The organism is Streptomyces wedmorensis (assembly GCF_000716445.1).
GTDB lineage: Bacteria > Actinomycetota > Actinomycetes > Streptomycetales > Streptomycetaceae > Streptomyces > Streptomyces wedmorensis.
Genome location: NZ_JNWK01000015.1, coordinates 113,272 through 136,704 on the forward strand (window position 1 = coordinate 113,272; position 23,433 = coordinate 136,704).

The window sequence follows — 23,433 nt, forward strand, 5'->3', positions numbered from 1 at the left end:
CGTCTGTGCCCTTTCACTTCCGCCGGAACACACCGTGGAGGAGCCACCGCGATGGCCGAACACACCAGCTCGAGCATCACCATCGAGGCGGCGCCGGCCGACGTCATGGGTGTGATCGCCGACTTCGCCCGCTACCCCGAGTGGACCGGCGAGGTGAAGGAGGCCGAGGTCCTGGAGACCGACGCCTCCGGCCGCGCCGAGAAGGTCCGGCTCCTCCTCGACGCCGGCGCGATCAAGGACGACCACACCCTCGCCTACACCTGGACCGGCGCCAACGAGGTCAGCTGGACCCTGGTCAAGTCCCAGATGCTCCGCTCCCTCGACGGGTCCTACCGCCTGGCCCCGCTCGCCGGCGACCGCACCGAGGTCACCTACCAGCTCACGGTCGACGTCAAGATCCCCATGCTCGGCATGATCAAGCGCAAGGCCGAGAAGGTCATCATCGACCGCGCCCTCGCCGGCCTCAAGCAGCGCGTCGAATCCCGCGCGTGACCCCCGGAGGGCGCAGGTAACGTCCTCCGCATGCGGATCATCCTTGTCACAGGTGTCGGGGGCGCGGGGCGGAGCACCGTGGCGGGTGCGACGGCCGTCGCGGAGGCGCGCGGCGGAAAGCGGGTGGTGCTCGTCTCCGAGGAGCGCGATCCGCTGAGGGGCGGGGACGGGCCGAGGGTGCTGCGGCCGGAGCCCGCCGCGGACTTCCGGCGGGAGTTCCTCGGGTTCCAGGCGAGGGCGGGCACCGCGCTGGACCTGCTCGGGGCCGCGCCGTTCGAGGACGCCGAGCTGACGGAGCTGCCGGGAAGCCGGCAGTTCGCGCTGCTCAGGGCCTTGCGCGAGGTGGCGCGAGGGGACGAGGACGTCGCCGTCGTCGACCTGCCGCCGCTGCCGGAGGCGCTCGCCGTGCTCGCCCTGCCCGAGCAGCTCCGCCGCTACCTGCGCCGACTGCTGCCGCCCGAGCGGCAGGCCGCGCGCGCCCTGCGCCCGATGCTGGCGCAGCTCGCCGGGGTCCCGATGCCCGCGCAGTGGCTGTACGAGACGACCGCGCGGTGGGAGGCGGAACTTGCCGCCGTCCAGGCCGTCGTCGAGGCCCCCGAGACCACCGTCCGGCTCGTGCTCGAACCCGGCCCCGCCGCCGCCCCCGCCCTGCGCGCCGCCCGACTCGGGCTCGCGCTCCAGGGCCGCGCGCTGGAGGCGGTCGTCGCCAACCGGCTGCTGCCCGCCGACTCCGAGGACCCCTGGCTCGCCGGACTCACCGCCGAGCAGCACCGGCACCTGGCGGAGCTCCGTACCGCCACCGACGTCCTGTACGAGCTCCCGCACCTCGGCCGGGAGCCGCGCGGAACAGAGGACCTCGCCCTGCTCGCGCCCGTACGGCCGGACGTCGCTCCCGGCCCCGTGCCGGAGTGGCCCGTCGAGGACCGGCGGGAGGAGGACGGCGTCCTCGTCTGGCACATCGGCCTCCCGGGGGCCGTCAAGGACGAACTCTCGCTCGTCCGGCGCGGCGACGAACTGCTGCTGACCGTCGGCCCCTTCCGCCGCGCCGTCCCCCTGCCGGGCGCCCTGCGCCGCTGCACCGTCACCGGCGCGGGACTCGTCGAAGGCGACCTCCGGGTGCGCTTCACACCCGACCCGGGACTCTGGCCCCGCACGCCCTGAGGCCGTGTACCGTCGAAGTACCAGCCAGTGAGGAGTACGCCATGAGCGATTCGGACGCCTGGGCCAAGGCGTGCGCCGAGGACCTGGAGGCGGAGAAGGCCCGCCGGCGGGCGCAGCGCGGAGCGGAGCCCGGCTCGCCCGCGGAGGAGTTCCGCAAGCTCTTCGAAGCCGTCGCCGACAAGGTCTCCGGAGGCCTCGGCACCCCCCTCCTCGCGGGCCAGGCCGCGCAGACCGTACAGCAGCTCGTCAACCAGGCGAAGGCCGTCGTCGAGCCCGTCATCGAGCGCAACCCCCAGGTCTTCGACCACCTCGCCGCCGCCGGGAGCGAACTCCTCGCCGCCTACCGCTCCGCCGTCGAGGGCCACGAGAACCGCTGGACCCGCGGCGGGCCCGTGACCGAGGACGACCCGCGCCGGGACGCCGACGAGCCCCGCGGGGACACCGACGAGCCCCGCAAGGACGACGAAGGGCCCGGAACCGGCCAGCACATCGACCTCGACTGATCAGTAGCCTCCTCGCCCTCGGGTACGGTGGGCCTTAGCGGGGCTCGACCGAAAACTGAGGGACACATGGGACTCACCATCGGCGTCGACATCGGCGGCACGAAGATCGCGGCCGGCGTGGTCGACGAGGACGGCAAGATCCTCGACACGCACAAGGTGCCCACCCCGCCGACCCCCGACGGGATCGTCGACGCGATCAGCGCGGCCGTCTCCGAGGCCGGCAGGGGCCACTCGATCGAGGCCGTCGGCATCGGTGCCGCGGGCTACGTCGACGACAAGCGTGCCACCGTCCTCTTCGCGCCGAACATCGACTGGCGGCACGAACCGCTCAAGGACAAGGTCGAGCAGCGGGTCGGCCTGCCCGTCGTCGTCGAGAACGACGCCAACGCGGCGGCCTGGGGCGAGTACCGGTTCGGCGCCGGCCAGGGCCACGAGGACGTCATCTGCATCACCCTCGGCACCGGCCTCGGCGGCGGCATCATCATCGGCAACAAGCTGCGCCGCGGACGCTTCGGCGTAGCGGCCGAATTCGGCCACATCCGGGTCGTCCCGGACGGCCTGCTGTGCGGCTGCGGCAGCCAGGGCTGCTGGGAGCAGTACGCCTCCGGCCGCGCGCTCGTCCGGTACGCCCGGCAGCGCGCCAACGCCACCCCGGAGCGGGCGGCGATCCTGCTCGGCCTCGGCGACGGCACTCCGGAAGGCATCGAGGGCAAGCACGTCAGCGAGGCCGCCCGCGCCGGCGACCCGGTCGCCGTCGACTCCTTCCGCGAACTGGCCCGCTGGGCGGGCGCCGGACTCGCCGACCTGGCCTCGCTCTTCGACCCCTCGGCGTTCATCGTCGGCGGCGGCGTCTCGGACGAGGGCGACCTCGTCCTCGACCCGATCCGCAAGTCCTTCCGGCGCTGGCTGATCGGCGGCCAGTGGCGCCCGCACGCCCAGGTCCTCGCCGCCCAGCTCGGCAACAAGGCCGGCCTCGTCGGCGCCGCGGACCTGGCCCGCCAGGGCTGACCTCCGCGCACAGGCACACGCCGACCGCCCGCCGCGTCCCCACGGACCCGGCGGGCGGTCGGCGTATGGTGCCCGACATGGCGACCAGCGAGCTGCCCGACTCCCGCACCGAGGACGACGGTTCGGCCGTCCTCCGGGTCATGAGCTACAACGTCCGCTCGCTGCGCGACGACGAGGACGCCCTCGCCCGGATCATCCGGGCCTGCGCCCCGGACGTCGTCTTCGTCCAGGAGGCCCCGCGCTTCTTCCGCTGGCGCAAGCACGCCGCCCGGCTCGCCGCCAAGAGCGAACTCGTCGTCCTCGCCGGCGGCGCCCCCGCCGCCGGCCCCCTGCTGCTCTGCTCGCTGCGCGCCACCGTCGAACGCACCGAGGACGTGCTGCTGCCGCTCACCCCGGGCCTCCACCGCCGCGGCCTGGCGACCGCCGTCGTCCGCTTCGGAACGGCCCGGGTCGGACTGATCAGCTGCCATCTGAGCCTGCGGAAGGACGAGCGGTACGCCCAGGCCGGCATGGTCCTCGACCGGGTCGCCGCCCTGGGCACCCCGTACACCCTCGTCGCCGGCGACCTCAACGAACGTCCCGGGGGCCCCGCCTTCACCCGGCTGACCGGGCGACTGCAGGACGGCTGGGAGGCCGCGCCCTGGGGCGGCGAGTACACCTCGATCCCCGCCGACCCGCACCAGCGCATCGACGCGATCCTGGCGACCCCGGGCGTCGAGTTCCTCGGCTGCGGCGTCCCCCCGCACCTCGACCCGGCGGACCTGCTGGCCGCCACCGATCACCTCCCGGTGCTGGCGGCCGTCCGCGTCCCCGCGACGGGCTGACCGGCGGGCGCCGCCGGCCGCGCCACGGGCCCGGCGGACGCCCGGCCCACGTCACCGCGGCGCGGCCGCCCGCAGCACGGGACGCGCCCCGGCGCCGACCGGTGCGAGGACGGCGTCGGGACGATCAGACGACCGCCCCGCGCCCCGGGTCGTCGAAGCCGTCGTCATCGTCGTCGTGCTTCATACGGCCGACCAGGGTGGCGAAGCCGCCGAGGAAGCCGCCGATGCAGAGGGTCGTCAGCCACCAGGTCATGTCCCACTGGAGCAGGACGGCCACCAGCATGAGGACCGGGCCGCCGACCACGGCGAGCCAGGCGAACCGGGTCGTCACGTCGGCCTCGGGGAGCGGCGGCGGCTCCGGCGGGACGAAGTGGCCCTCGTCGGAGCCTCCGTCGGCCTCGTCCGGCTCGGCGGGCGAGTAGTCCCGGGGGCCGGCGGGCCGCACCCCGGGCGCGAAGACGATCGAGCTGCCCAGCGCGGGCCGCTCGGGCCCGGACGCGTCGTCGTCCGCCTCCGGCTCGTCGGCGGCCTCCGCCGGCGTCTCCCCGGCGGTCGGCCGCGGCTTCCAGGGCGTGCCCTCCCCGACCACCGGCCGCGGCTTCACCGGCCGGACCTCGTCCCCGGTCCCGTCGGCCCCGTCCTCGGGCTCCGGCAGCGCCAGGTTCTCTATCGGCCGGAACGGCTTCGTCCCCGGAGGGTCCGCGGGCTCCTTGCCGTACCCGGCGACGATGGCGGCCCAGGCCGCCTCCTCGTCGATGGGCTGCGGCTCCCGCTCGTCGCCGTCCTGCTGCTCAGCCACCGCTCCTGCTCCCCTTTCCGTCGACCAGCCCCGACGCGAGGCGCTCGACGAAGGCCAGGCTCTCGTCGAAGATCAGCTCCGCGTCATGGTCCAACGTCGCCACGTGGTAGCTCTGTTCCAGCAGGATCTCCCGGACGTCGGTCGAGGAGATGCGGGAGAGGATCCGGGCCGAGTCGGCGGGCGGCACGACGTGGTCCTGGGGGCTGTGCAGCAGCACCACCGGCTGCGTGACCTGGGGGAGCTCCGCGTCCACGGTCATGAAGAACTGCCGCAGGGAGTGCGCCGCGTGCAGCGGCACCCGGTCGTAGCCGACCTCGGCGACGCCCTCCTTCGCGATGTCGCTCGCGATGCCCTTGGTCGACGGGACCAGGTGCCGGACCACCGGCAGCGCGCGGGCCGCCAGGCCGTGCACCTTGTTGCCCGGATTGACCAGCACGATGCCCCGCACCGCGTCCCCGTACCGGGCGGCGAGCCGCAGGGTCAGCGCCCCGCCCATGGAGAGGCCGAAGACGAAGACGGCCTCGCACCGGTCGAGGAGCTCGCGCAGGGCCCGGTCCACCTCCGCGTACCAGTCGTGCCAGCCGGTGACCTGCATGTCCTCCCAGCGGGTGCCGTGGCCGGGCAGCAGCGGCACCGACACCGTCAGCCCGTGTTCGGCCAGGTACTCGGCCCACGGGCGCATCGACTGCGGGGATCCGGTGAATCCGTGACAGAGAAGGACGCCGACCTCTCCGCCGTCATGGCGGTACGGCTCGGCTCCGGGAAGGACCGGCACCGGGGTCTCCTGTTCGCTTGCGACTCCGGCGTCTTCGGGTGCGCCGGAGCGACGGAAAATGGGGAAAGGACCTTCACGGTACGCGACCGGACCGACACCGACCAGGGCCGTAGCGGGGGGCGTGCGCGGGTACGGGATAAAGTCGTCGCGACGGCACACGGAAGGCATGGCGAGTTGATCTACGGCGCAATGAAGTTCTCCATCGGAGGGTCCCTGAAGCTTGCCTTCCGGCCCTGGGTGGAGGGTCTGGAGAACATCCCCGCCGAGGGACCCGCGATCCTCGCGAGCAACCACCTGTCCTTCTCGGACTCCTTCTTCCTGCCCGCCGTCCTGGACCGCAAGGTCACCTTCATCGCCAAGGCCGAGTACTTCACCACGCCCGGCGTGAAGGGCAAGCTCACCGCCGCCTTCTTCAAGGGCGTCGGCCAGCTCCCGGTGGACCGTTCCGGTGCCAGGGGCGCCGGCGAGGCGGCCATCAAGGCCGGCATCGAGGTCATCGAGGGCGGTGGCCTGTTCGGGATCTACCCCGAGGGCACCCGGTCGCCCGACGGCCGCCTCTACCGCGGCAAGCCCGGCGGCCTCGCCCGGGTGGCGCTGGCCACCGGCGCGCCCGTGATCCCGGTCGCCATGATCGACACCGAGAAGATCCAGCCGCCCGGCAAGGTCGTCCCCAAGCTGATGCGCCCGGGGATCCGGATCGGCAAGCCGCTGGACTTCACCCGCTACCAGGGCATGGAGGGTGACCGCTTCATCCTCCGCTCGGTGACCGACGAGGTCATGTACGAGATCATGAAGCTGTCGGGCCAGGAGTACGTCGACATCTACGCGACCGCCGCCAAGCGGCAGATCGCGGACGCGGAGAAGGCGGCCAAGGAGGCCGTCAAGGCCGAGATCGCCGCTCGGGAAGAGTCCGGCGCGTAAGTCCCCGCGAGGGGCTTTCCGGGGGGTGGGGGAGATGGCCAAGCGCGAGCGTGTCGTGCGCATGTCGGTCGAGCAGCCGCTGTGGCGGGCGCTGACCGGCTACCGCGTCCTGACGATGGTCTACGCGGTCCTGCTGTTCGCGTTCGACCGGAGCGCGTACGAACGGCCCTGGATCGCCGTCGGCTACCTGGCGGTGATGTGCGTCTGGACCCTCGCGACCCTTCCCAAGGTGGCGAACGCGGCCAGCTGCACCAAGCGCTTCCTCGTCGCCGACCTCACCGTCGCCCTGGTCGGCATCCTCCTCACCCCGCTCGCCGACGCCCACGCCCAGTCGGTCGACGGCCCGACGCTGCCGTCGATATGGACCGCCGGCTCCGTCCTCGCGTACGCGATCAAGGGCGGCTGGCGCTGGGCCGGGGTCGCCTCCTCCCTGGTCGCCGTCGCCAACATCGTCGAGCGCGGCCACCCCAGCCGGGACACCTTCCACAACGTGCTGCTCGTCTGGGTGGCCTCCATCGCCATCGGGTACGTCGTCGAGGTCGCCCGCGCCTCCGAACGCACCCTCGCCCGCGCCCTGGAGATCGAGGCGGCCACCCGGGAGCGGGAGCGGCTCGCCCGCGACATCCACGACAGCGTCCTCCAGGTCCTCGCCATGGTGCAGCGGCGCGGCACCGCCCTCGGCGGCGAGGCCGCCGAACTCGGCCGGATGGCGGGGGAGCAGGAGGTGGCGCTCCGCACCCTCGTCGCCGGCGGGCTCACCCGGCCCAGTCTGGTGTCCGAGGACGAGTCCGAGGGCGCCTTCGTCCGGGTCGTCGAGGTGGACGACGAACCGGACGACGACAGCCCCGTCGACCTCCGCGCCCTGCTCGCCCCGCGTGCGGGGGCCCGGGTCACCCTCTCCGAGCCGGGTGCCCCGGTCCTGCTGCCGCCGCCCGCCGCCCGTGAGCTGGCCACCGCTGTCGGCGCCGCCCTGGACAACGTCCGGGTGCACGCCGGGGAGGACGCGCACGCGTGGATCCTCATCGAGGACTGGCCGGACGAGGTGATCGTCACCGTCAGGGACGACGGCCCCGGAATTCCGGAGGGCCGCCTCGCGGAGGCCTGGGGCGAGGGCCGGATGGGCGTCGCCCTCTCCATCCGGGGGAGACTGCGGGATCTGGGCGGTTCGGCCGAGCTGATCTCGGTCCCGGGTCAGGGCACGGAAGTCGAGTTGAAGGTTCCACGGGGGAAGGCAGGGGAGAAGTGAGCGAGCAGCAGGCCGAGCGCCGGATCAAGGTGATGGTCGTCGACGACCATCCGATGTGGCGGGACGCGGTCGCCCGCGATCTGGCCGAGGCGGGGTTCGACGTGGTCGCCACCGCGGGCGACGGCGAGCAGGCCGTGCGCCGGGCCACGGCGGTGTGTCCGGACGTCCTCGTCCTGGACCTCAACCTGCCGGTCAAGCCGGGCGTCCAGGTCTGCAAGGAGCTGGTCGGCGCGCACCCCGCGCTGCGGGTCCTCGTCCTCTCGGCCAGCGGCGAGCACGCCGACGTCCTGGAAGCGGTCAAGTCCGGCGCCACCGGCTACCTCCTCAAGTCGGCCAGTACGGAGGAGCTGACCGACGCCGTGCGGCGGACGGCCGTCGGCGACCCCGTCTTCACACCGGGCCTCGCCGGGCTGGTCCTCGGCGAGTACCGCCGGCTCGCCTCCGAGCCCGCCCCGGCGGCCGGCGGCGACGAGCCGAAGGCCCCGCAGCTGACCGAGCGCGAGACGGAGGTCCTGCGCCTCGTCGCCAAGGGGCTCAGCTACAAGCAGATCGCCGAACGCCTGGTGATCTCGCACCGCACCGTGCAGAACCACGTCCAGAACACCCTGGGCAAGCTCCAGCTGCACAACCGGGTGGAGCTCGTGCGGTACGCCATCGAGCGCGGGCTCGACGACGCCTGAGGCGGCCGGGCGGGGCGAGGGGCCGTATATTCGCGATGTTCGCGCATATACGGCCCATCGTGATGATGAGGGGAAAACCGTGGAGATCCTGGCATTCGGCGTGCAGGTGGACGAGAAACCCCTCATCGAGCAGGCATTCGAGGGCCACCACGACATCCGCTGTCTGGACGTCTCCCTCACCGAGGACACCGCCCCCATCGCGGCCGGCCACGAGATCGTCTCCACCAGCGTCAACGCCGTCCTCGACCACCGGGTCCTGCAGACCCTCGCCGCCGGCGGCACCCGCATGATCGCCCAGCGCTCCACCGGCTTCAACAACATCGACCTGGAGGTCGCCGAGCGCCTCGGCCTCACCGTCGCCCGCGTCTCGTACTACTCGCCGTACTCCGTCGCCGAGTTCGCCTGGACCCTCGCGATGGCCGTCAACCGCCGGATCGTCCGCGCCTCCAGCCGCACCCGCGACTTCGACTTCCGCCTCGACGGACTGATGGGCCGCGACCTGCGCGGCCGTACCGCAGGCGTCCTCGGCACCGGAAAGATCGGCGAGGCCTTCACCCGGATCGCCCACGGGTTCGGCATGAACCTGCTCGGCTGGGACATCGCCGAGAACCCCGCCTGCGCCGCGCTCGGCATGAAGTACGTCGAGAAGGAGCGGCTCCTCGCCGAGGCCGACCTCATCAGCCTCCACGTGCCGCTGCTCCCCGCCACCCGGCACCTCATCGACGCCGCCGCCCTCAAGGCCATGAAGGACGACGCGATCCTGGTGAACTCCAGCCGCGGCGGACTCGTCGACACCGACGCCCTCGTCACCGAACTCCGCGCCGGCCGCTTCGCCGGCGTCGGCCTGGACGTGTACGAGGCGGAGGCCGGACTCTTCTTCCTCGACAAGTCCCTCGAGGTCGTCGAGGACGACACCCTCGCCCGCCTCGTCACCTTCCCGAACGTGATCGTCACCTCGCACCAGGCGTACTACACCGTCGACGCGGTCGGCCAGATCGTCGACGCCACGCTCAAGAACGTCCTCGACTACTGCGCCGGCCGGCGCAGCGAGAACGTCCTGGTCCCGAGGGCCTCCTAGGGCGCGTCCTGTCGATCAGGCCGGGCTCGCGGCCTGATCGACAGGACACCGCCTGAGCCCTCCCGGCGCGCCGCTCCTCAGACCAGTACCCCGGCGAGGAGCGAGGCCGTCAGAGCGGCGCCCTCCAACGTCAGGACCGACTCCGGGTGGAACTGCACGCCGGCGAAGCCGGGCCCGCGCAGCGCGTGGACCTCGCCCGTCTCCGGGTCGCGGCTCACCTCGATGCGGTGGAGGGCGAGCTCCGTCGCCGAACGGTCGTCGCAGCGGGCCGTGAAGCTGTTGTAGAAGCCGACCGTCCGCTCCTGGCCGAAGAGGTCGATCCGGAGTTGGGCGCCCTGGAACGGGGTGCGCTTGCGGACGATCTCCAGGCCCAGTTCGGCGGCGATCAGCTCGTGCCCGAGGCAGACGCCGAGGAGGCCGTGGCGGTGGTCCCGCACGAGCTCGGCGGTCAGGGCGCGCAGGAAGCGCATCTTGGGGTCGGCGGCGTCCGAGGGGTTGCCGGGGCCGGGGCCGAGGACGACGGGCCCCTCGTGGGCGAGCGCCAGCTCCCGCAGGCCCGGCTCGTCGTACCGGAGCACCGACACCTCGAGACCGGAGGAGCGCAGCACGTGCGCCAGCATCGCCGTGAAGGTGTCCTCGGCGTCGATCACGAGCGCGTGCCCGGTCAGCTCGGCCGACCTGGCCTGCATCTTCAGCCAGAACGGCGCGAGGTCCGCCCGGCGCGCGTCCAGGGCGGCCCGCACCCGGGGGTCGTCGGCGAGCCGCGCGGCCGCCGGAGCCTCGTCGCCGGCCGGCCTGCCCTGCCGTACGCCGAGCGCGGTGAGGACCCCCGCCGCCTTGGCGTGGGTCTCGGCGACCTCGCCCGCCGGGTCGGAGTGCCGCACCAGGGTCGCGCCGACCGGCACCCGGAGGCGTCCGTCGGGGGCGATGTCGGCCGTGCGGATCAGGATGGGGGAGTCGAGCGTCTGGGTGCCGTTCCCGTCGGTGCCGAGCAGCGCGAGCGCCCCCGCGTAGTAGCCGCGGCCGCCGGTCTCGTGACGCTCGATCACCCGGCAGGCGTTCTGGACGGGCGAGCCGGTCACGGTCGCCGCGAACAGGGTCTCCCGCAGCACCTCCCGCACGTCCAGCGACGACCGCCCGCGCAACTCGTACTCGGTGTGCGCGAGATGGGCCATCTCCTTCAGGCGGGGGCCGATCACCACTCCGCCCATGTCGCCCACCGTGCACATCATCTTCAGCTCCTCGTCGACCACCATGGAGAGCTCCTCGGTCTCCTTGCGGTCGGCGAGGAACGCGAGCAGGCCCTCGGCGGTCGGGGCGGCGCCGGCCGGGTAGCGGTACGTGCCGCTGATCGGGTTCATGACGACCGTCCCTCCCGCCATGCGCACGTGCACCTCGGGGCTGGCTCCGACGAGCGTCCGGTCGCCGGTGTGCACGACGAACGTCCAGTACGCGCCCCGCTCGCCCGCGAGCAGCCGCCGGAACAGGGCCAGTGCGTCGGCCCGCCCGAAGCCCGGGATCTCCCCGGTGTAGGTGCGGCGGATGACGAAGTTCGCCCCCTCGCCCGAGCCGATCTCCTCGTCGATGACGCGCCGCACGGTCCCGGCGTACTCCTCGTCGGAGACGTCGAACCGGCCGCCCTCGACCGTCACGTCATGCGCGGGAAGCCGTTCGAGGACGTCGGCGAGCGGCAGTTCGTACGACTCCTCGGCGACGAGCACGGAGAGCGGGGTGCCGTCGTCCCGCACGTCGAAGCCGCGCTCCCGGATCTGCCGGAAGGGCACGAGCGCGAGCGTCGGCAGCGGGCCGACGGGCAGTTCCGCGAGGCGCTCGGCCTCGTGGACCGGGCCGATCAGCACCTCGACGGTGTCGTGGTCGCGGCCCGGGGTGCGCCTGCGCAGCAGCGCGAAGGGAGGGCAGGAGTCGTCGAGGAGACGGGAGAGGTCCATGGGTGCGTCGTTCCTTCCGGTGGGGAGCGGAGGGGAACGGCCCGGGTACGAGAAAGGCCGCCCCTCGGGGCGGCCTGTGTGCGTTCGGTGTACGCGCAGTCAGTGGGCCGCCGGATGAGCGGTCCACCACCAGTTCTGGATCTGAGGCGCGAACATGCGAGCACTGTAACCCAGCCGGGCACGGAAACGGGGCCCGGTCCGCACCGTGGACGGTGCGGACCGGGCCCCGAGAACCCAAGGGCTCTGTCTCGAGCGGCCGATCAGAAGATCATGTTGTAGATCTGCCAGCCGCTGCCGACGTTGACGCGCGGACCGAAGGGCGCGGTCGCGCTGCCGGTGCCGTTGTACAGGTACAGCACGCCGGTGCCGTCGCGGCCGATCAGGTCGACCCGGCCGTCCTTCGTCAGGTCGCTCGGACCGACGATGCTGTTGTACGTCTGCCAGCCCGTGCCGACGCTGACGCGCGGGCCGAACGGCGCCGCCGCCTGGCCGGTGCCGTTGTACAGCCAGAACCTGCCGGAGCTGTCGCGGCCGACGAGGTCCGCCTTGCCGTCGCCGGTCAGGTCACCGGTGCTGACGATCGCGTTGTACGTCTGCCAGCCCGTGCCGACCTTCAGACGCGGCCCGAGCGGCGCGCTCGGGTTGCCGGTGCCCGGGTACAGCCACAGGACGCCCGAGCTCTCCCGGCCGATCACGTCCGGCTTGCCGTCGCCCGTCTGGTCGCGCACGCCGACGATCTGGTTGAAGACGCCCCATCCGGTGCCCGCCTTCACCCGCGTCTTGAACGGCCCGGACGGGTTCCCGCTGCCCGGGTAGTACCAGAGCACTCCGCTCGGCTCCCGCGCGATCACGTCACCCGTGCCGTCCGCCCGCAGCGCCGTCAGCGGCGTCACCAGGTTGTACGCCCCCCACCCGGTGCCGACCTTGTACCGCGCCAGGAACGGCGCGGACGCGCTGCCCGTGCCCTGGTACTGCCAGAGGGCGCCGGAGGTGTCACGGGCGAGGAGGTTGTAGCGGTTGGTCGCGGAGACTGGGGCCTTGGTGGCGACCTCCTTGATGTCGCTCGCCTTCACCCATGCCAGACGGTGGTTGAAGCGGATCGGGACGAAGATGTTGGTCTTGCCCTCGACCCGAGTGCCGTCGGCGTTGTACGCGCTGTAGTAGTAGTCGCCCGGCACGGCGGTGCCGGCCTTCGCGTACAACTGCCCCGCGGGGAGGCTGTACTTCGTCAGCGACGCGTTGTTGCTGCCCTGGACCGGGACGCCCGTTCCGGTGTAGGCGGCGTCCTCCGGGTAGGCGCGGCCGTAGACCGGGATCGAGGTGGCGCCGTCCTTGGCGGTGATCGCCGTCTGAGCGGTCGTGCCCACGGGCGCGGTGAACTGGCCGCCCGGGTTGTGGAACCATGCCTTCTTGCCGCCGTACCAGATGGCGGTCCAGTCGGTCCCCGAGGTCCCGGCGACGACGTAGGTGCTGCCGGCCGTGACCTTGTTGCCCCAGTTCGAGCCCTGCGACCACAGGGACGAGAAGTACGGGTCGGTCAGGGACTTCGCCGGGTCGGCCACCGGCTCCGTGTACAGGTAGCCGAAGTTCACCGGCTGGGCCGGGGCCGTCTTGGTGGTGCCGTCCTCGGTGTACGTCAGCTTCGGCTGGTTGGCCGAGGTGAACGGAGGGACCAGGCGGACGAGCTGGCCGGCCTGGAGCAGGCCCCCCGCGCCACCGGCGCCGGTGGGCGCGCCGGCCTTGGCCATGAAACCGTTCCAGTCCCAGAACGGGCCCGGGTCCCAGTGGTCCTGGATCTTGCTGTCCAGGATGCTGGGCACGTCGTCGTGACCGATCACGTGCTCACGGTCGAGCGGGATGGAGAACTTCGCCGCCAGGTACTTCACCAGCGCCGCAGAGGACTCGTACTGCGGCTCGGTGTACCAGCCGCCACCGCCCTTGATGGCGTAGCCCTCGTGCTCGATGCCGATCGAGTGCATGTTCACGGTCTTGTTGCCCGCGTGGTATGCCTCGTTCTTGGTCTCCACCATCTGCGTCACGCGACCGTCGTTGCGGACGATGTAGTGGGCGCTCGCGTAGCTGGTCGGGTTCTGGAAGACCGCGACCGCGCCGTCGTGCGAGCCCTCGATGTCGTGGATGACGATCTGGCGGACGTCGAAGCCGTTCGCGGGGCGGCTCGCGATGTTGTAGTTGCCGTCATTCTGCGAGTACGCGGCCGGGATGTAGGTGCAGGCCAGGCCGGACGGGCACTCGACCGTCGGGGTGTCGGTCGTGGCCGTGAAGCTCGCCGCGAGCGGCACGTTCGACGGCTTGACCGGCTCCACCGACGGGTCGGCCGGCAGGACGACCTGCTCGCCGTCCGCGGTCGTCTCGCGTTCGCCGGTCTTGATCGACTCGAAGACGCGCTTCGCGAAGAGGTCGGCACCCTTCCGGTCGGTGGACTGGCTGTAGCGCGCCACGGCCGGGTACCAGGCGCCCGGGTCGTCGGACAGCTCCGCACCGGCCTGCTTCTGGTACTCGGCGAGCAGGGCGGCACCGGCTCGGATCGAGGCCGCGCTGTCCTTCTGTACCGAGTCGGTCGAGCCGTCGATCAGTTCAGCGGCCTTGTCCAGCGTGTGGAGCGCCGGGTTGTCGGTGTCGACCTTCTTCTCGGGAAGGGCGGCGAGCGCCTTGTTCTTGTCGAACTTCTTCTCGATGCGGGGGTCGCCGCTTCGGTTCATGAGGTCGAGCAGCTGCTCGTCCGTGTCCTGCTCCACGTCCTCCGGGTCGACCTTCGTCAGACCCATGACGTTGTACGCACCGGTGGTGCTCGGCAGGCCGTCGTGCGACTCCCACCGCGTCTGGCGGTACGACACCGCCATCAGCACGCTCTGCGGCACGTCGAACTCGCGCGCCGCGTTTGCGAACTGCGACTGGAGGGAAGTGTCACCTCCGGACGTACCGTCGCCAGCCGCGCCGAGGAGGCCCGGGGAGGCGACCGCGATGGTGCCGATCGTGGCGGTGGCGACGACAGCTGCCGCCGCTCCGTACAAGAGTCGTTTCTTCTTGCGGTCCCTGCGGTGCCTCTGGGTCACGCCCACCCCTGTGGTTCGACTGTGTTCTATTGAAACGGGCCAGAGGGTAACACCACTCGAAGGCATGCATGTCACCGGGTGACATTTCGGGCGCGCGTCTCAGCCACTGGTCAGGGGGACAGGACCGGACGAAGAACCCCGTAATGTTGTGCGCGTGACCGTGAACGCTGATTCCCACGCCGTCGCCAAGGCGACCTGGCGAGACCTGCCCGCGGCGCAGCAGCCCGAGTACCCCGATGCCGAGGCTCTGCGCGATGTGATCGCGGACCTCGAGTCGTATCCTCCGCTCGTCTTCGCCGGCGAGTGCGACCAGCTGCGCGCCCGGATGGGAGCCGTCGCCCGTGGCGAGGCGTTCCTGCTCCAGGGCGGCGACTGCGCCGAGGCCTTCGACGCCGTGTCCGCCGACCACATCAGGGCCAAGCTCAAGACGCTGCTCCAGATGAGCGCCGTCCTCACCTACGCGGCCTCCGTGCCCGTGGTGAAGGTCGGCCGCATCGCCGGCCAGTACTCGAAGCCCCGCTCCAAGGGCACCGAGACGCGCGACGGCGTGACGCTCCCCACCTACCGGGGCGACTCCGTCAACGGCTTCGACTTCAACGAGAAGGCCCGCATCCCGGACCCCGAGCGCCTGAAGCGGATGTACCACGCCTCCGCTTCGACGCTCAACCTGGTGCGCGCCTTCACCACCGGTGGTTACGCCGACCTGCGCCAGGTGCACGCCTGGAACCAGGACTTCGTGAAGTCGTCCCCCTCGGGCCAGCGCTACGAGGCGCTCGCCCGCGAGATCGACAACGCGCTGAACTTCATGAAGGCCTGTGGCACCGACCCGGCCGAGTTCAAGGCCGTCGAGTTCTACGCCTCCCACGAGGCGCTGCTGCTCGACTACGAGGGCGCCCTGACCCGTACGGACTCGCGCACCGGCAAGCTGTACGACACCTCCGGCCACATGGTCTGGATCGGTGAGCGCACCCGTCAGCTGGACCACGCGCACATCGAGTTCTGCTCGCAGATCGCCAACCCGATCGGCATCAAGCTCGGCCCGACCACCACGGTGGACGAGGCGCTCACCTACATCGACCGCCTCGACCCGGACCGCGAGCCGGGCCGGCTGACCTTCATCGTCCGCATGGGCGCCGACAAGGTCCGCGACAAGCTCCCCGAGCTGGTCGAGAAGGTCACCGCGTCGGGTGCGGTCGTCGCGTGGGTCACCGACCCGACCGCGATCAGTAAGTAGATACCTACGACGATGGGGCGCGGATCCATGTGATCCGCGCCCCATCGTCGTATCCAGGGCTTTTGAGGCTCCCGGCAGCCGGGTAAGGTTAGGTTAGCCTTATCGATCTAGGCGGGAGGTGAACCGCGTGTACGTCTGCTCATGCTTCGGTGTCACGGAGAAGCAGGTCAAGGACCATGCCGACGCGGGCGCCTGCACGCCCCGCCAGATCGCCTCAGCCTCCAAGGCCGGCACGGACTGCGGGTCCTGTGTCCGTCGCATTCAGGCCATTCTCGGACGCGGCAACTGCCCGCGACGGGAACTCCTGGACCAGGGCATGCCCGCCCTGGTCTCCGAATCTGACACCGTCGCGGAACTCGGGGAAGCGGCCTAAAGGGCCCGAGGGCCTCGCGCCTAGCTCGGCTGCTCGATGAGGGTCGAGATGTAGAGCGCCTCACCCAAGGACTCGATCAGCTCCAGCTGGGTGTCCAGGTAGTCGATGTGGTGCTCCTCGTCGGCCAGGATCTCCTCGAAGAGGTTGGCGGACGTGATGTCGCCCTTGGCGCGCATGACCTCGATCCCGCGCTTGAGGCGGTCGATGGCCTCCACCTCGACCTGGCGGTCCGCCTGGAACATCTCGGTGATCGTCTGGCCGACGCGCACGTGGAAGAGCCGCTGGTAGTTGGGCAGGCCGTCGAGCATCAGAATGCGCTCGGTCAGCTTGTCCGCGTGCTTCATCTCGTCGATGGACTCTTCGCGGGTGTACTTGGCGAGCTTCGTCCAGCCCTTGTTGTCCTGGATGCGGTAGTGCAGCCAGTACTGGTTGATGGCCGTCAGCTCGCCGGTCAGCTGCTCGTTGAGGAACTCGAGGACCTCGGGGTCGCCCTGCATCGCAGAGGCTCCTTCCACTTCCACGCTGTGTGTCTACGCCGTCACTGGGCAGGATGGCCGCATCCTCGCACCCCGAATGGGGGGCGTCCAGTAAGTGCAGGCTTAGTCGCACTTGCCCGAATCGAATCGGGCGGAAGGTCGGCTGGTCATGACCACCCCTCGCCGTCTGTCACCATGGATGACATGGGTCAGCCGGAGAGCGGAGTACACCGGGAAGCGGGGCAGCCGGATCGTTCGCCGGATCTTCCGCCGGGCCAGCGGCTCCAGCGCGGCTGGCCGGTCACCCATTACGGGCCCGTCCCCAAGTTCAAGCCGGACCGCTGGGAGTTCCGCGTCTTCGGGGCGACGGCCGACGGCGACAAGCGGTGCTGGAACCACGAGGACTTCTCGGCGCTCCCGTTCTCCACGGTCGTGGCCGATCTGCACTGCGTCACGAAGTTCAGCATGCTCGGCTCGGAGTGGGGCGGCGTGGCCGCCCGCACGGTCCTGGAGCTCGCCCCGCCGGCGCCCTCGGTCACCCATGTGATGGTCTGGGCCGAGTACGGCTACAGCGCCAACATGCGGCTCGCCGACTTCGCCGCGGACGGCACGATCTTCGCCACCCACAAGGACGGCGAGCTGCTCACCGCCGAGCACGGTTTCCCGCTGCGCCTCGTCGTCCCGCACCTGTACGCCTGGAAGGGCCCCAAGTGGGTCAGGGGCGTGGAGTACATGGCCGCGGACCGCCGGGGCTTCTGGGAGGAGCGCGGATACCACAACCTCGGCGATCCGTGGACGGAGCAGCGCTACTCGTACCAGGAGGAACCGGGAGACGGCCCGGAGCTGTAGTCGCTCCGGACCGTCCCGGGTCCGTCGGTGCGCCGCGGCGCGCGCCGGTCAGTGGTGGTACTGGTGGACCACCGCGTGGCCCTTGCCGCGGCCGATCATCCACTTGTTGACCGGGGTGGTGATCACGAAGGCGGCGGCCAGCGCGATGGCGAGCACGATCCAGAAGAGCGGCTCGGAGAGGTGCGCGTCCATGGCGCCGGGCCACAGGGCGATCACGCCGTTGTCGATGATCTCCATGACCGCGATGGAGAGGGTGTCGGCGGCGAGGGCGACCTTGAAGGCCGTCTTGAAGTCGACGCCGGCGGCCAGGATGCCGCGCAGGGTCAGCGCGTAGCCGAAGAAGAACGCCAGGATGATCGCGAGGATCATCGTCTCCATGTCGCCCCAGCCGAGCGCGGTGCCGATGATCATGCCGAGGACCTCGCCGATGGCGCAGCCGGTGAGGCAGTGCAGCGTGGCCTTGGCCGCCATCGCCCAGGAGACCTCGCCCGCGCCGTGACCCTGATGGTCGCCGTGCCCGTGCCCGTGCCCGTGGCCGTCGCCGTGTCCGTGGTGGCCTTCGTGGCCCGTGTGGCCGGCTGCGTGGTTCTCGGTGTGGTCTGTGTGGCCTTCGTGGCCGGAGTGGGCCGTGTGGCCCGTGTGACCGGAGTGTGCCGCGTGGCCCGTGTGGTCCTGGTGGGTGCCGTGGTCGTGATGGGTGTGCGGGTCGTGCTGCATCGGGTGCCCCCATGGTCGGGTAGCGGTTCCTGCCGTCCTCAGGAACCGTATACCCCCCTGGGGTATTCCTCAACGGGGAATCGTGTCAGTCCCTCAGCTTCTTGAGCAGCTCCACGTCCGCGAGGTGGCCGGCCTTGCCGCCGGGCGTCTCGATGATCAGCGGTACGCCGTCGGTCGCCGGGTGCCGGAGGAGGTTGCGGAAACCGTCCTCGCCGATGTGGCCGATGCCGATGTTCGCGTGGCGGTCCTTGCGCGCGCCGACGACGTCCTGGGAGTCGTTGGCGTGGATCAGTTTCAGCCGTCCCTCGCCGACCGTCGCGACCAGCTGGTCGAGCGTCCGCGTCGCGCCGTGCGGGCCGGTCAGGTCGTGGCCCGCCGCGAAGATGTGGCAGGTGTCGAGGCAGATCCCGAGCTTGGGGTGGTGGTCGAGGGCCTCGAAGTACGGTCCGAAGTCCTCCGCGCGCGAGCAGAGCGAGAAGCCCTGGCCGGCCGTCGACTCCAGGAGGAGGTACGGATCGTCCTCGTGCGTCAGCTCGTCGAGGAGCGGCAGCATCCGCTCCCGCACCTGGGCCAGCGCCACCTCGCGCGGACGGCCGCCGGTGGCCGAGCCGGTGTGCACGACCACGCCCTTGGCGCCGATCTGCCGGCCCCGCCGCAGCGAGTGCCGCATCGACTCGACCGACTTCTCGACGGTGGCCTCGGTGTGGGAGCCGAAGTTGATCAGATACGGGGCGTGGACCCAGGCCGAGATCGACTCGGCCTCGCACTCGGCCCGGAAGCGTTCGTCCTGGGCCGGGTTGCCGAGGGGGGTGGCCCAGCCGCGCGGGTTGGCGACGAAGACCTGGACGGTCTCGGCGCCGAGCTCGCGGGCGTAGCCGAGGCCTGTCGTGGCGAGGCCACCGGCCACGGGGACATGGCCGCCGACGGGGTTGCGCATCAGTGTTCCTACAGTCCCTTGATCGTGATCGTGACGGTGGAGCCCTCGGGGGCGGTCGCGCCGCCCCGTACGGACTGGCTCGCCACCGTGTCGCCGAGATAGGGGAAGGACTTGTCGACCTTCACCTCGAAGCCCGCGTCCTCCAGGGCCGCGCGCGCCTCGGCGGTCGTCTCGCCCGTGACGTCCGGGACCTCGACCAGGCGGGGGCCCTTGGAGACGGTGAGGGTGATGGTGTCGCCCTCGGCGGCCCGGCTGCCCTCGGCGAGGGACTGGGCGGCGACGGCGCCGGCCTCCTCGGGGGAGTTGACCCGCTCGGAGGCGACCTTCACGGTGAGCCCGGCCTCCTCGAGCACGGCCGTGGCGTCGGCGACGGTCTCGCCGGTGACGTGGGGCACGTCGATCGGGGAGCCCTTGCTGACCACCAGGGCGACGGCGGAGTCCGGGGCGCGGTCGGTGCCGGGCTCCGGGTCGGATCCGATCACCGCACCCTGTGCCACGGCGTCGCTGAACTCGGTGGTGATCACCCCGGGCACCAGGCCCTCCCGCTCGAGCAGGCGCTTGGCCTCCGCGAGCGGCTTGTTCCTGAGGTTGGGCACCTTCACGACCTCGGGGCCGCGGGAGAGCGTCAGGGTGACGGTGGCGTTGCCCCGCACCCGCTCGCCGGGCGCCGGATCGACGGCCATCACCGTGCCGCGCCCGTACACGTCGCTGAAGGCGCGCTTCGTCGAGCCGACGTCGAGGCCGGCGTCCTTGATCCGCTGCGTCGCGACGGCCTCGGTCTGGCCGAGGACGGCCGGTACGCGGGTGAACTGGCCGGAATTGATGTACCAGACGCCGGCGCCGAGGCCGAGTGCGAGCAGCACGGCGACGACGGCGAGCAGCGGACCGCGCGGCGGCCGCCGACGGGCCGCGGGGGGCGCCTCCGGCACCGGCAGGCGGTTGGTGTGGAGCACCTGTCCGGCGTCCGCCTCGGCCGGCACCGGCCGGGCGATCACGCTGGTCCGGTCGTCGGCGGTGTCACGGGCCTCGGACCGCGCCTGCGGGGGTACGGCGTCGAGCTGGTCGTCGCCGAGCGTCGCGCGGGCCTCGCGGAGCAGGGCGAGCAGCGCCACGGCGTCGTGCGGACGGACCTCGGGGTTGCGGGCGGTGGCGGCCGCGACCAGCTCGTCCAGCTCCGGGGCGAGTCCGGGGACGGTGGCCGACGGGGCCGGCACGTCGGTGTTCAGGTGCTGGTAGAGCACCTGGGCGGGGGTGTCGCCGCCGTGCGGCTTCGCGCCCGTCAGCATCTCGTAGAGGACGACACCGCAGGCGTACACGTCGGCGCGGGTGTCGGCGGTGCCGTGCTCGATCTGCTCCGGCGCCAGGTACGAGACCGTGCCGAGGACCGCGCCGGTCGTCGCCGTGGCCGAGCCCACCGCCCGCACCAGTCCGAAGTCGGCGACCTTGACCCGGCCGTCGTCCCCTATCAGGACGTTCTCCGGCTTCATGTCGCGGTGGACGAACCCGGCCCGGTGCGCGGCGCCGAGCGCGGCGAGCACCGGCTCCAGGATGTCGAGCGCCGCCCGGGGTGCCAGCGCGCCGCGCTCCCGCAGAACGTCGCGGAGCGTGCAGCCGGCGACGTACTCCATCGCCAGGTAGACGTACGCGCCCTCGGCGCCCTGGTCGAAGACGCCGACGACGTTGGGATGGGCGAGCCGGGCCACCGACTTCGCCTCGCGGATGAAGCGCTCGACGAAGGCGGCGTCGGTCGCCAGGGCCGGGTGCATCACCTTGAGCGCGAGCACCCGGTCGAGTCGGGTGTCGACGGCCCGGTAGACCGTGGCCATCCCGCCGACGGCGATGCGCGCGTCGACGCGGTAGCGGCCGTCGAGCAGCCGCCCGACGAGGGGGTCCTGAAGGGTCGTGTCCACGGCGTCGAGTCTACGAGCCGTGGACACGCCCCCCGCCCGGACGGGCCGGGACTGCAGCGCAGCTGTGACGAGCGTCCCGGCCGGGCGGGCTCAGAACGCGGGGCGCTCCGGGTCCAGCCGGGCCAGGCCGTCGGCGGGGGAGGAGGCCTCGGCGAAGTGGCGGCGGGGGATGCGGCCGGCGCGGTGGGCGAGGCGGCCCGCCTCGACGGCGTGCCGCATGGCCGAGGCCATGAGGACCGGTTCCTGCGCGCGGGTCACCGCGGAGGCCAGCATCACCGCCGCGCACCCGAGCTCCATGGCGAGTGCGGCGTCCGACGCGGTGCCGGCGCCCGCGTCGAGGATGACCGGCACGCCCGCCCGCTCGGTGATCAGCTGGAAGTTGTGCGGGTTGCGGATGCCGAGGCCCGAGCCGATCGGGGAGCCGAGCGGCATGATCGCCGCGCATCCCACGTCCTCCAGCTTGCGGGCGAGGACCGGGTCGTCGTTGGTGTAGGGGAGGACGGTGAAGCCGTCGTCGACCAGCGTCTCCGCCGCGTCGAGGAGTTCCACCGCGTCCGGCAGCAGGGTCCGCTCGTCGGCGACGACCTCCAGTTTGATCCAGTCGGTGCCGAGCGCCTCCCGCGCGAGCCGGGCGGTCAGGACCGCCTCGCCGGCGGTGAAGCAGCCCGCCGTGTTGGGGAGGACCCGGATGCCGAGCCGGTCGAGGACGGAGAGGACCGAGCCCTGGACGGTCGGGTCGAGGCGCCGCATGGCGACCGTCGTGAGCTCCGTGCCGCTGGCGATCAGGGAGCGTTCCAGGACGTCGAGGCTGGGTGCCCCGCCGGTGCCCATGATGAGGCGGGACGAGAACTCCGTACCGCCGAGGACGAAGGTGTCGTCGGACATCGCGCTCAGCCTCCCTGTACCGCGGTGAGGACTTCCACGCGGTCGCCGTCGGCGAGCAGCGTCGAGGCCCATTCGCCGCGCGGCACGACCGTCTCGTTGAGGGCTGCCGCGACCCCGGAGCGGGCCGTGGTCAGGCTCGTCACGAGGGCGTCGAGGGACAGGGGGCCGGAGAGCTCGCGCGGTTCTCCGTTCACGGACACGGACACGGGTGCGGACAGGCTCATGCGGGCTGCTCCAGACGTACGGAGGAGAAACGGCGGGGAGTGAACGGGCGCGCCTCGTCGGGGAGGACGCCCGTGGTGAGCACCTCCGCCATGACGTCGCCGGTGACGGGGGTGAGCAGCACCCCGTTGCGGTAGTGGCCGGTGGCCAGGTGCAGGCCGGGCAGGACGGTGGGGCCGAGCAGCGGCGCGTTGTCCGGGGAGGCGGGGCGCAGGCCGGCCAGGGTCTCGGTCAGCGGCAGTTCGGTGATGCCGGGCACCAGTTCGTGGGCGTCGCGCAGCAGCTCGTACACCCCGCCCGCGGTCACCGTGGTGTCCCAGCCGAGTTCCTCGCTGGTGGCGCCGACGACCAGTTCGCCGTTCTCGCGGGGCACCAGGTAGACGTGGCTGCCGCGGACGACGGCCCGGACGGTCCGGGAGAGGAAGGGGGCGTACGGGGCCGGTACGCGCAGCCGCAGCACCTGGCCCTTCACCGGTCGCACCGGTGGAAGCACCTCGTCCGGCACGCCCGCGAGGCGGCCGCTCAGGCTGCCCGCGGCGAGGACGACCTGGTCGGCCGTCAGTTCCCCGCCCCCGGCGAGCACGACACCGCGGGCCCGGTCCCGTACCACCGCGAGCCGCTCGGCGAGGTCGCGGTGGAAGACCACCCCGGCCCGTTCGCAGGCGACGAGGAGCGCGGCGGCGAGCCGGCGCGGGTCGACCTGGTGGTCGCCGTCCACCCGCAGACCGCCGCGCACCCCGGGGGCGAGCATCGGTTCGAGGCGGCGGCACTCACGCCCGCTGAGCCACTCGGAGGTGAGCCCGCAGCGGGTCTGGAGGGCGTGCAGTTCGCGCAGGTGGGCCCGGTCGTCGGAGTCGAGCGCGACGGCGAGGGTGCCGCAGGCGCGGTGGCCGACGTCGTGGCCGGTGGACTCCTCCAGTTCGGCGATGAAGGCGGGATAGCGCGTGGCGGAGGCGAGGTTCAGACCGAGCAGGGTCTCCTCGCCGTAGTGGAGTTCGGTGACGGCGGCGAGCATGCCGGCCGCGACCCGCGCGGCGCCGCCGCCCGGGTCCGGGTCGACGACGGCGGTGCGCAGTCCGCGCTGCGCGGCCCGCCAGGCCGTGACCAGGCCGATGATGCCGCCCCCGATCACGAGGACGTCGGCCCCGGAATCGGGTCCGTCATCGGACCTGAGGACATCGGAAGAACGCATGGGCGTCCAGCCCCTCCCTTCGCCGGCATGACCCGGATCAGGTTCGTACGGTCGGAGGCCGGTACAGCCTCCCTCTCAGCCCGGTCGTCCGGGCTCCCGCGAGTGCTTTACGCCCGCCAGACTAGCTT

Annotated in this window: 23 protein-coding genes, 1 pseudogene and 1 riboswitch; of the genes and pseudogenes, 12 read left to right on the plus strand and 12 right to left on the minus strand. The window is 72.0% G+C overall.

What is annotated here, in order from left to right; all coding sequences use genetic code 11:
• Window positions 1-51: 51 nt before the first annotated feature.
• From OO54_RS14685 to OO54_RS14705, 5 genes are all read left to right on the plus strand, one after another.
• Window positions 52-492: an SRPBCC family protein gene (locus tag OO54_RS14685; RefSeq protein ID WP_017238840.1), complete on the plus strand. Its 441-nt coding sequence runs from the start codon at window positions 52-54 to the stop codon at window positions 490-492.
• Between the two features lie 30 nt (window positions 493-522).
• Window positions 523-1,653 (plus strand): ArsA family ATPase, encoded by a 1,131-nt coding sequence (locus tag OO54_RS14690; protein WP_033203310.1) that lies wholly within the window; start codon window positions 523-525, stop codon window positions 1,651-1,653.
• Window positions 1,654-1,694: 41 nt separating this feature from the next.
• Window positions 1,695-2,156: a DUF5304 domain-containing protein gene (locus OO54_RS14695; protein WP_033203311.1), complete on the plus strand. Its 462-nt coding sequence runs from the start codon at window positions 1,695-1,697 to the stop codon at window positions 2,154-2,156.
• A 66-nt stretch (window positions 2,157-2,222) separates the two neighbouring features.
• A complete protein-coding gene (locus OO54_RS14700) occupies window positions 2,223-3,164 on the plus strand; it encodes an ROK family glucokinase (RefSeq protein ID WP_017238837.1) in 942 nt (313 codons plus the stop codon).
• A 77-nt stretch (window positions 3,165-3,241) separates the two neighbouring features.
• On the plus strand, window positions 3,242-3,988 hold the full coding sequence (locus OO54_RS14705; protein ID WP_033203363.1) for an endonuclease/exonuclease/phosphatase family protein: 747 nt from the start codon (window positions 3,242-3,244) through the stop codon (window positions 3,986-3,988).
• A gap of 124 nt (window positions 3,989-4,112) precedes the next feature.
• Here OO54_RS14705 and OO54_RS14710 read toward each other — a convergent pair whose 3' ends face one another.
• Both OO54_RS14710 and OO54_RS14715 read right to left on the minus strand, forming a co-directional pair.
• Window positions 4,113-4,787, minus strand: coding sequence for a hypothetical protein (locus OO54_RS14710; RefSeq protein ID WP_033203312.1), 675 nt, complete (start codon window positions 4,785-4,787; stop codon window positions 4,113-4,115).
• Entirely contained in the window at window positions 4,780-5,562 is a 783-nt protein-coding gene (locus OO54_RS14715) for an alpha/beta hydrolase (protein ID WP_033203313.1), read from the minus strand. Before OO54_RS14715 ends, OO54_RS14710 begins: the two co-directional genes overlap by 8 nt.
• Window positions 5,563-5,751: 189 nt before the next feature.
• On the opposite strand from OO54_RS14715, the gene OO54_RS14720 reads away from it, so the two are divergent.
• The 4 genes from OO54_RS14720 to OO54_RS14735 all read left to right on the plus strand — a co-directional run bounded on the left by OO54_RS14720 (window position 5,752) and on the right by OO54_RS14735 (window position 9,487).
• A complete protein-coding gene (locus OO54_RS14720) occupies window positions 5,752-6,483 on the plus strand; it encodes a lysophospholipid acyltransferase family protein (RefSeq protein WP_017238833.1) in 732 nt (243 codons plus the stop codon).
• A gap of 34 nt (window positions 6,484-6,517) precedes the next feature.
• Window positions 6,518-7,729: a MacS family sensor histidine kinase gene (gene macS / locus OO54_RS14725; RefSeq protein ID WP_033203314.1), complete on the plus strand. Its 1,212-nt coding sequence runs from the start codon at window positions 6,518-6,520 to the stop codon at window positions 7,727-7,729.
• Between the two features lie 32 nt (window positions 7,730-7,761).
• Window positions 7,762-8,409, plus strand: a complete 648-nt coding sequence (locus OO54_RS14730; RefSeq protein WP_051034137.1) for a response regulator — start codon at window positions 7,762-7,764, stop codon at window positions 8,407-8,409.
• Between the two features lie 79 nt (window positions 8,410-8,488).
• Entirely contained in the window at window positions 8,489-9,487 is a 999-nt protein-coding gene (locus OO54_RS14735; protein ID WP_033203315.1) for a 2-hydroxyacid dehydrogenase, read from the plus strand.
• A gap of 77 nt (window positions 9,488-9,564) precedes the next feature.
• Here the strand turns inward: OO54_RS14735 and OO54_RS14740 are convergent, their stop codons facing one another.
• The 3 genes from OO54_RS14740 to OO54_RS14745 form a co-directional block, all read right to left on the minus strand.
• Entirely contained in the window at window positions 9,565-11,436 is a 1,872-nt protein-coding gene (locus OO54_RS14740; protein WP_033203316.1) for an anthranilate synthase family protein, read from the minus strand.
• Between the two features lie 99 nt (window positions 11,437-11,535).
• Window positions 11,536-11,592, minus strand: a complete 57-nt coding sequence (locus tag OO54_RS48775; protein ID WP_071892416.1) for a trp operon leader peptide — start codon at window positions 11,590-11,592, stop codon at window positions 11,536-11,538.
• 104 nt (window positions 11,593-11,696) lie between these two features.
• Window positions 11,697-14,510 (minus strand): N-acetylmuramoyl-L-alanine amidase, encoded by a 2,814-nt coding sequence (locus OO54_RS14745; RefSeq protein ID WP_033203364.1) that lies wholly within the window; start codon window positions 14,508-14,510, stop codon window positions 11,697-11,699.
• Between the two features lie 154 nt (window positions 14,511-14,664).
• Here OO54_RS14745 and OO54_RS14750 point away from each other — a divergent pair.
• Both OO54_RS14750 and OO54_RS14755 read left to right on the plus strand, forming a co-directional pair.
• A pseudogene (locus OO54_RS14750) lies at window positions 14,665-15,726 on the plus strand (3-deoxy-7-phosphoheptulonate synthase class II); the annotation flags it as partial.
• Between the two features lie 136 nt (window positions 15,727-15,862).
• Window positions 15,863-16,117 (plus strand): (2Fe-2S)-binding protein, encoded by a 255-nt coding sequence (locus tag OO54_RS14755; RefSeq protein WP_033203317.1) that lies wholly within the window; start codon window positions 15,863-15,865, stop codon window positions 16,115-16,117.
• A 20-nt stretch (window positions 16,118-16,137) separates the two neighbouring features.
• Here the strand turns inward: OO54_RS14755 and bfr are convergent, their stop codons facing one another.
• Window positions 16,138-16,614 carry a bacterioferritin gene (gene bfr / locus OO54_RS14760; RefSeq protein ID WP_015032978.1) on the minus strand — a complete coding sequence of 159 codons (477 nt, stop codon included), beginning with the start codon at window positions 16,612-16,614 and terminating at the stop codon, window positions 16,138-16,140.
• Window positions 16,615-16,797: 183 nt separating this feature from the next.
• Between bfr and OO54_RS14765 the strand changes: the two genes are divergently transcribed.
• Window positions 16,798-17,442 (plus strand): sulfite oxidase-like oxidoreductase, encoded by a 645-nt coding sequence (locus tag OO54_RS14765; protein WP_026058135.1) that lies wholly within the window; start codon window positions 16,798-16,800, stop codon window positions 17,440-17,442.
• Window positions 17,443-17,490: 48 nt separating this feature from the next.
• On the opposite strand, the gene OO54_RS14770 is transcribed toward OO54_RS14765, so the two are convergent.
• The 6 genes from OO54_RS14770 to thiO form a co-directional block, all read right to left on the minus strand.
• On the minus strand, window positions 17,491-18,159 hold the full coding sequence (locus OO54_RS14770; RefSeq protein WP_033203318.1) for a DUF4396 domain-containing protein: 669 nt from the start codon (window positions 18,157-18,159) through the stop codon (window positions 17,491-17,493).
• 85 nt (window positions 18,160-18,244) lie between these two features.
• Window positions 18,245-19,096, minus strand: a complete 852-nt coding sequence (locus OO54_RS14775) for a deoxyribonuclease IV (RefSeq protein ID WP_033203319.1) — start codon at window positions 19,094-19,096, stop codon at window positions 18,245-18,247.
• Between the two features lie 8 nt (window positions 19,097-19,104).
• Window positions 19,105-21,006 (minus strand): Stk1 family PASTA domain-containing Ser/Thr kinase, encoded by a 1,902-nt coding sequence (gene pknB / locus OO54_RS14780; RefSeq protein ID WP_200146771.1) that lies wholly within the window; start codon window positions 21,004-21,006, stop codon window positions 19,105-19,107.
• Window positions 21,007-21,096: 90 nt separating this feature from the next.
• Window positions 21,097-21,891, minus strand: coding sequence for a thiazole synthase (locus OO54_RS14785; protein WP_017238823.1), 795 nt, complete (start codon window positions 21,889-21,891; stop codon window positions 21,097-21,099).
• Between the two features lie 5 nt (window positions 21,892-21,896).
• A complete protein-coding gene (thiS, locus tag OO54_RS14790; protein WP_017238822.1) occupies window positions 21,897-22,115 on the minus strand; it encodes a sulfur carrier protein ThiS in 219 nt (72 codons plus the stop codon).
• Entirely contained in the window at window positions 22,112-23,305 is a 1,194-nt protein-coding gene (gene thiO, locus OO54_RS14795; RefSeq protein ID WP_051786953.1) for a glycine oxidase ThiO, read from the minus strand. The genes thiS and thiO overlap by 4 nt, the downstream gene beginning before the upstream one ends.
• Window positions 23,303-23,415, minus strand: a riboswitch (TPP riboswitch). (Overlaps the previous gene by 3 nt.)
• Window positions 23,416-23,433 lie beyond the last annotated feature (18 nt).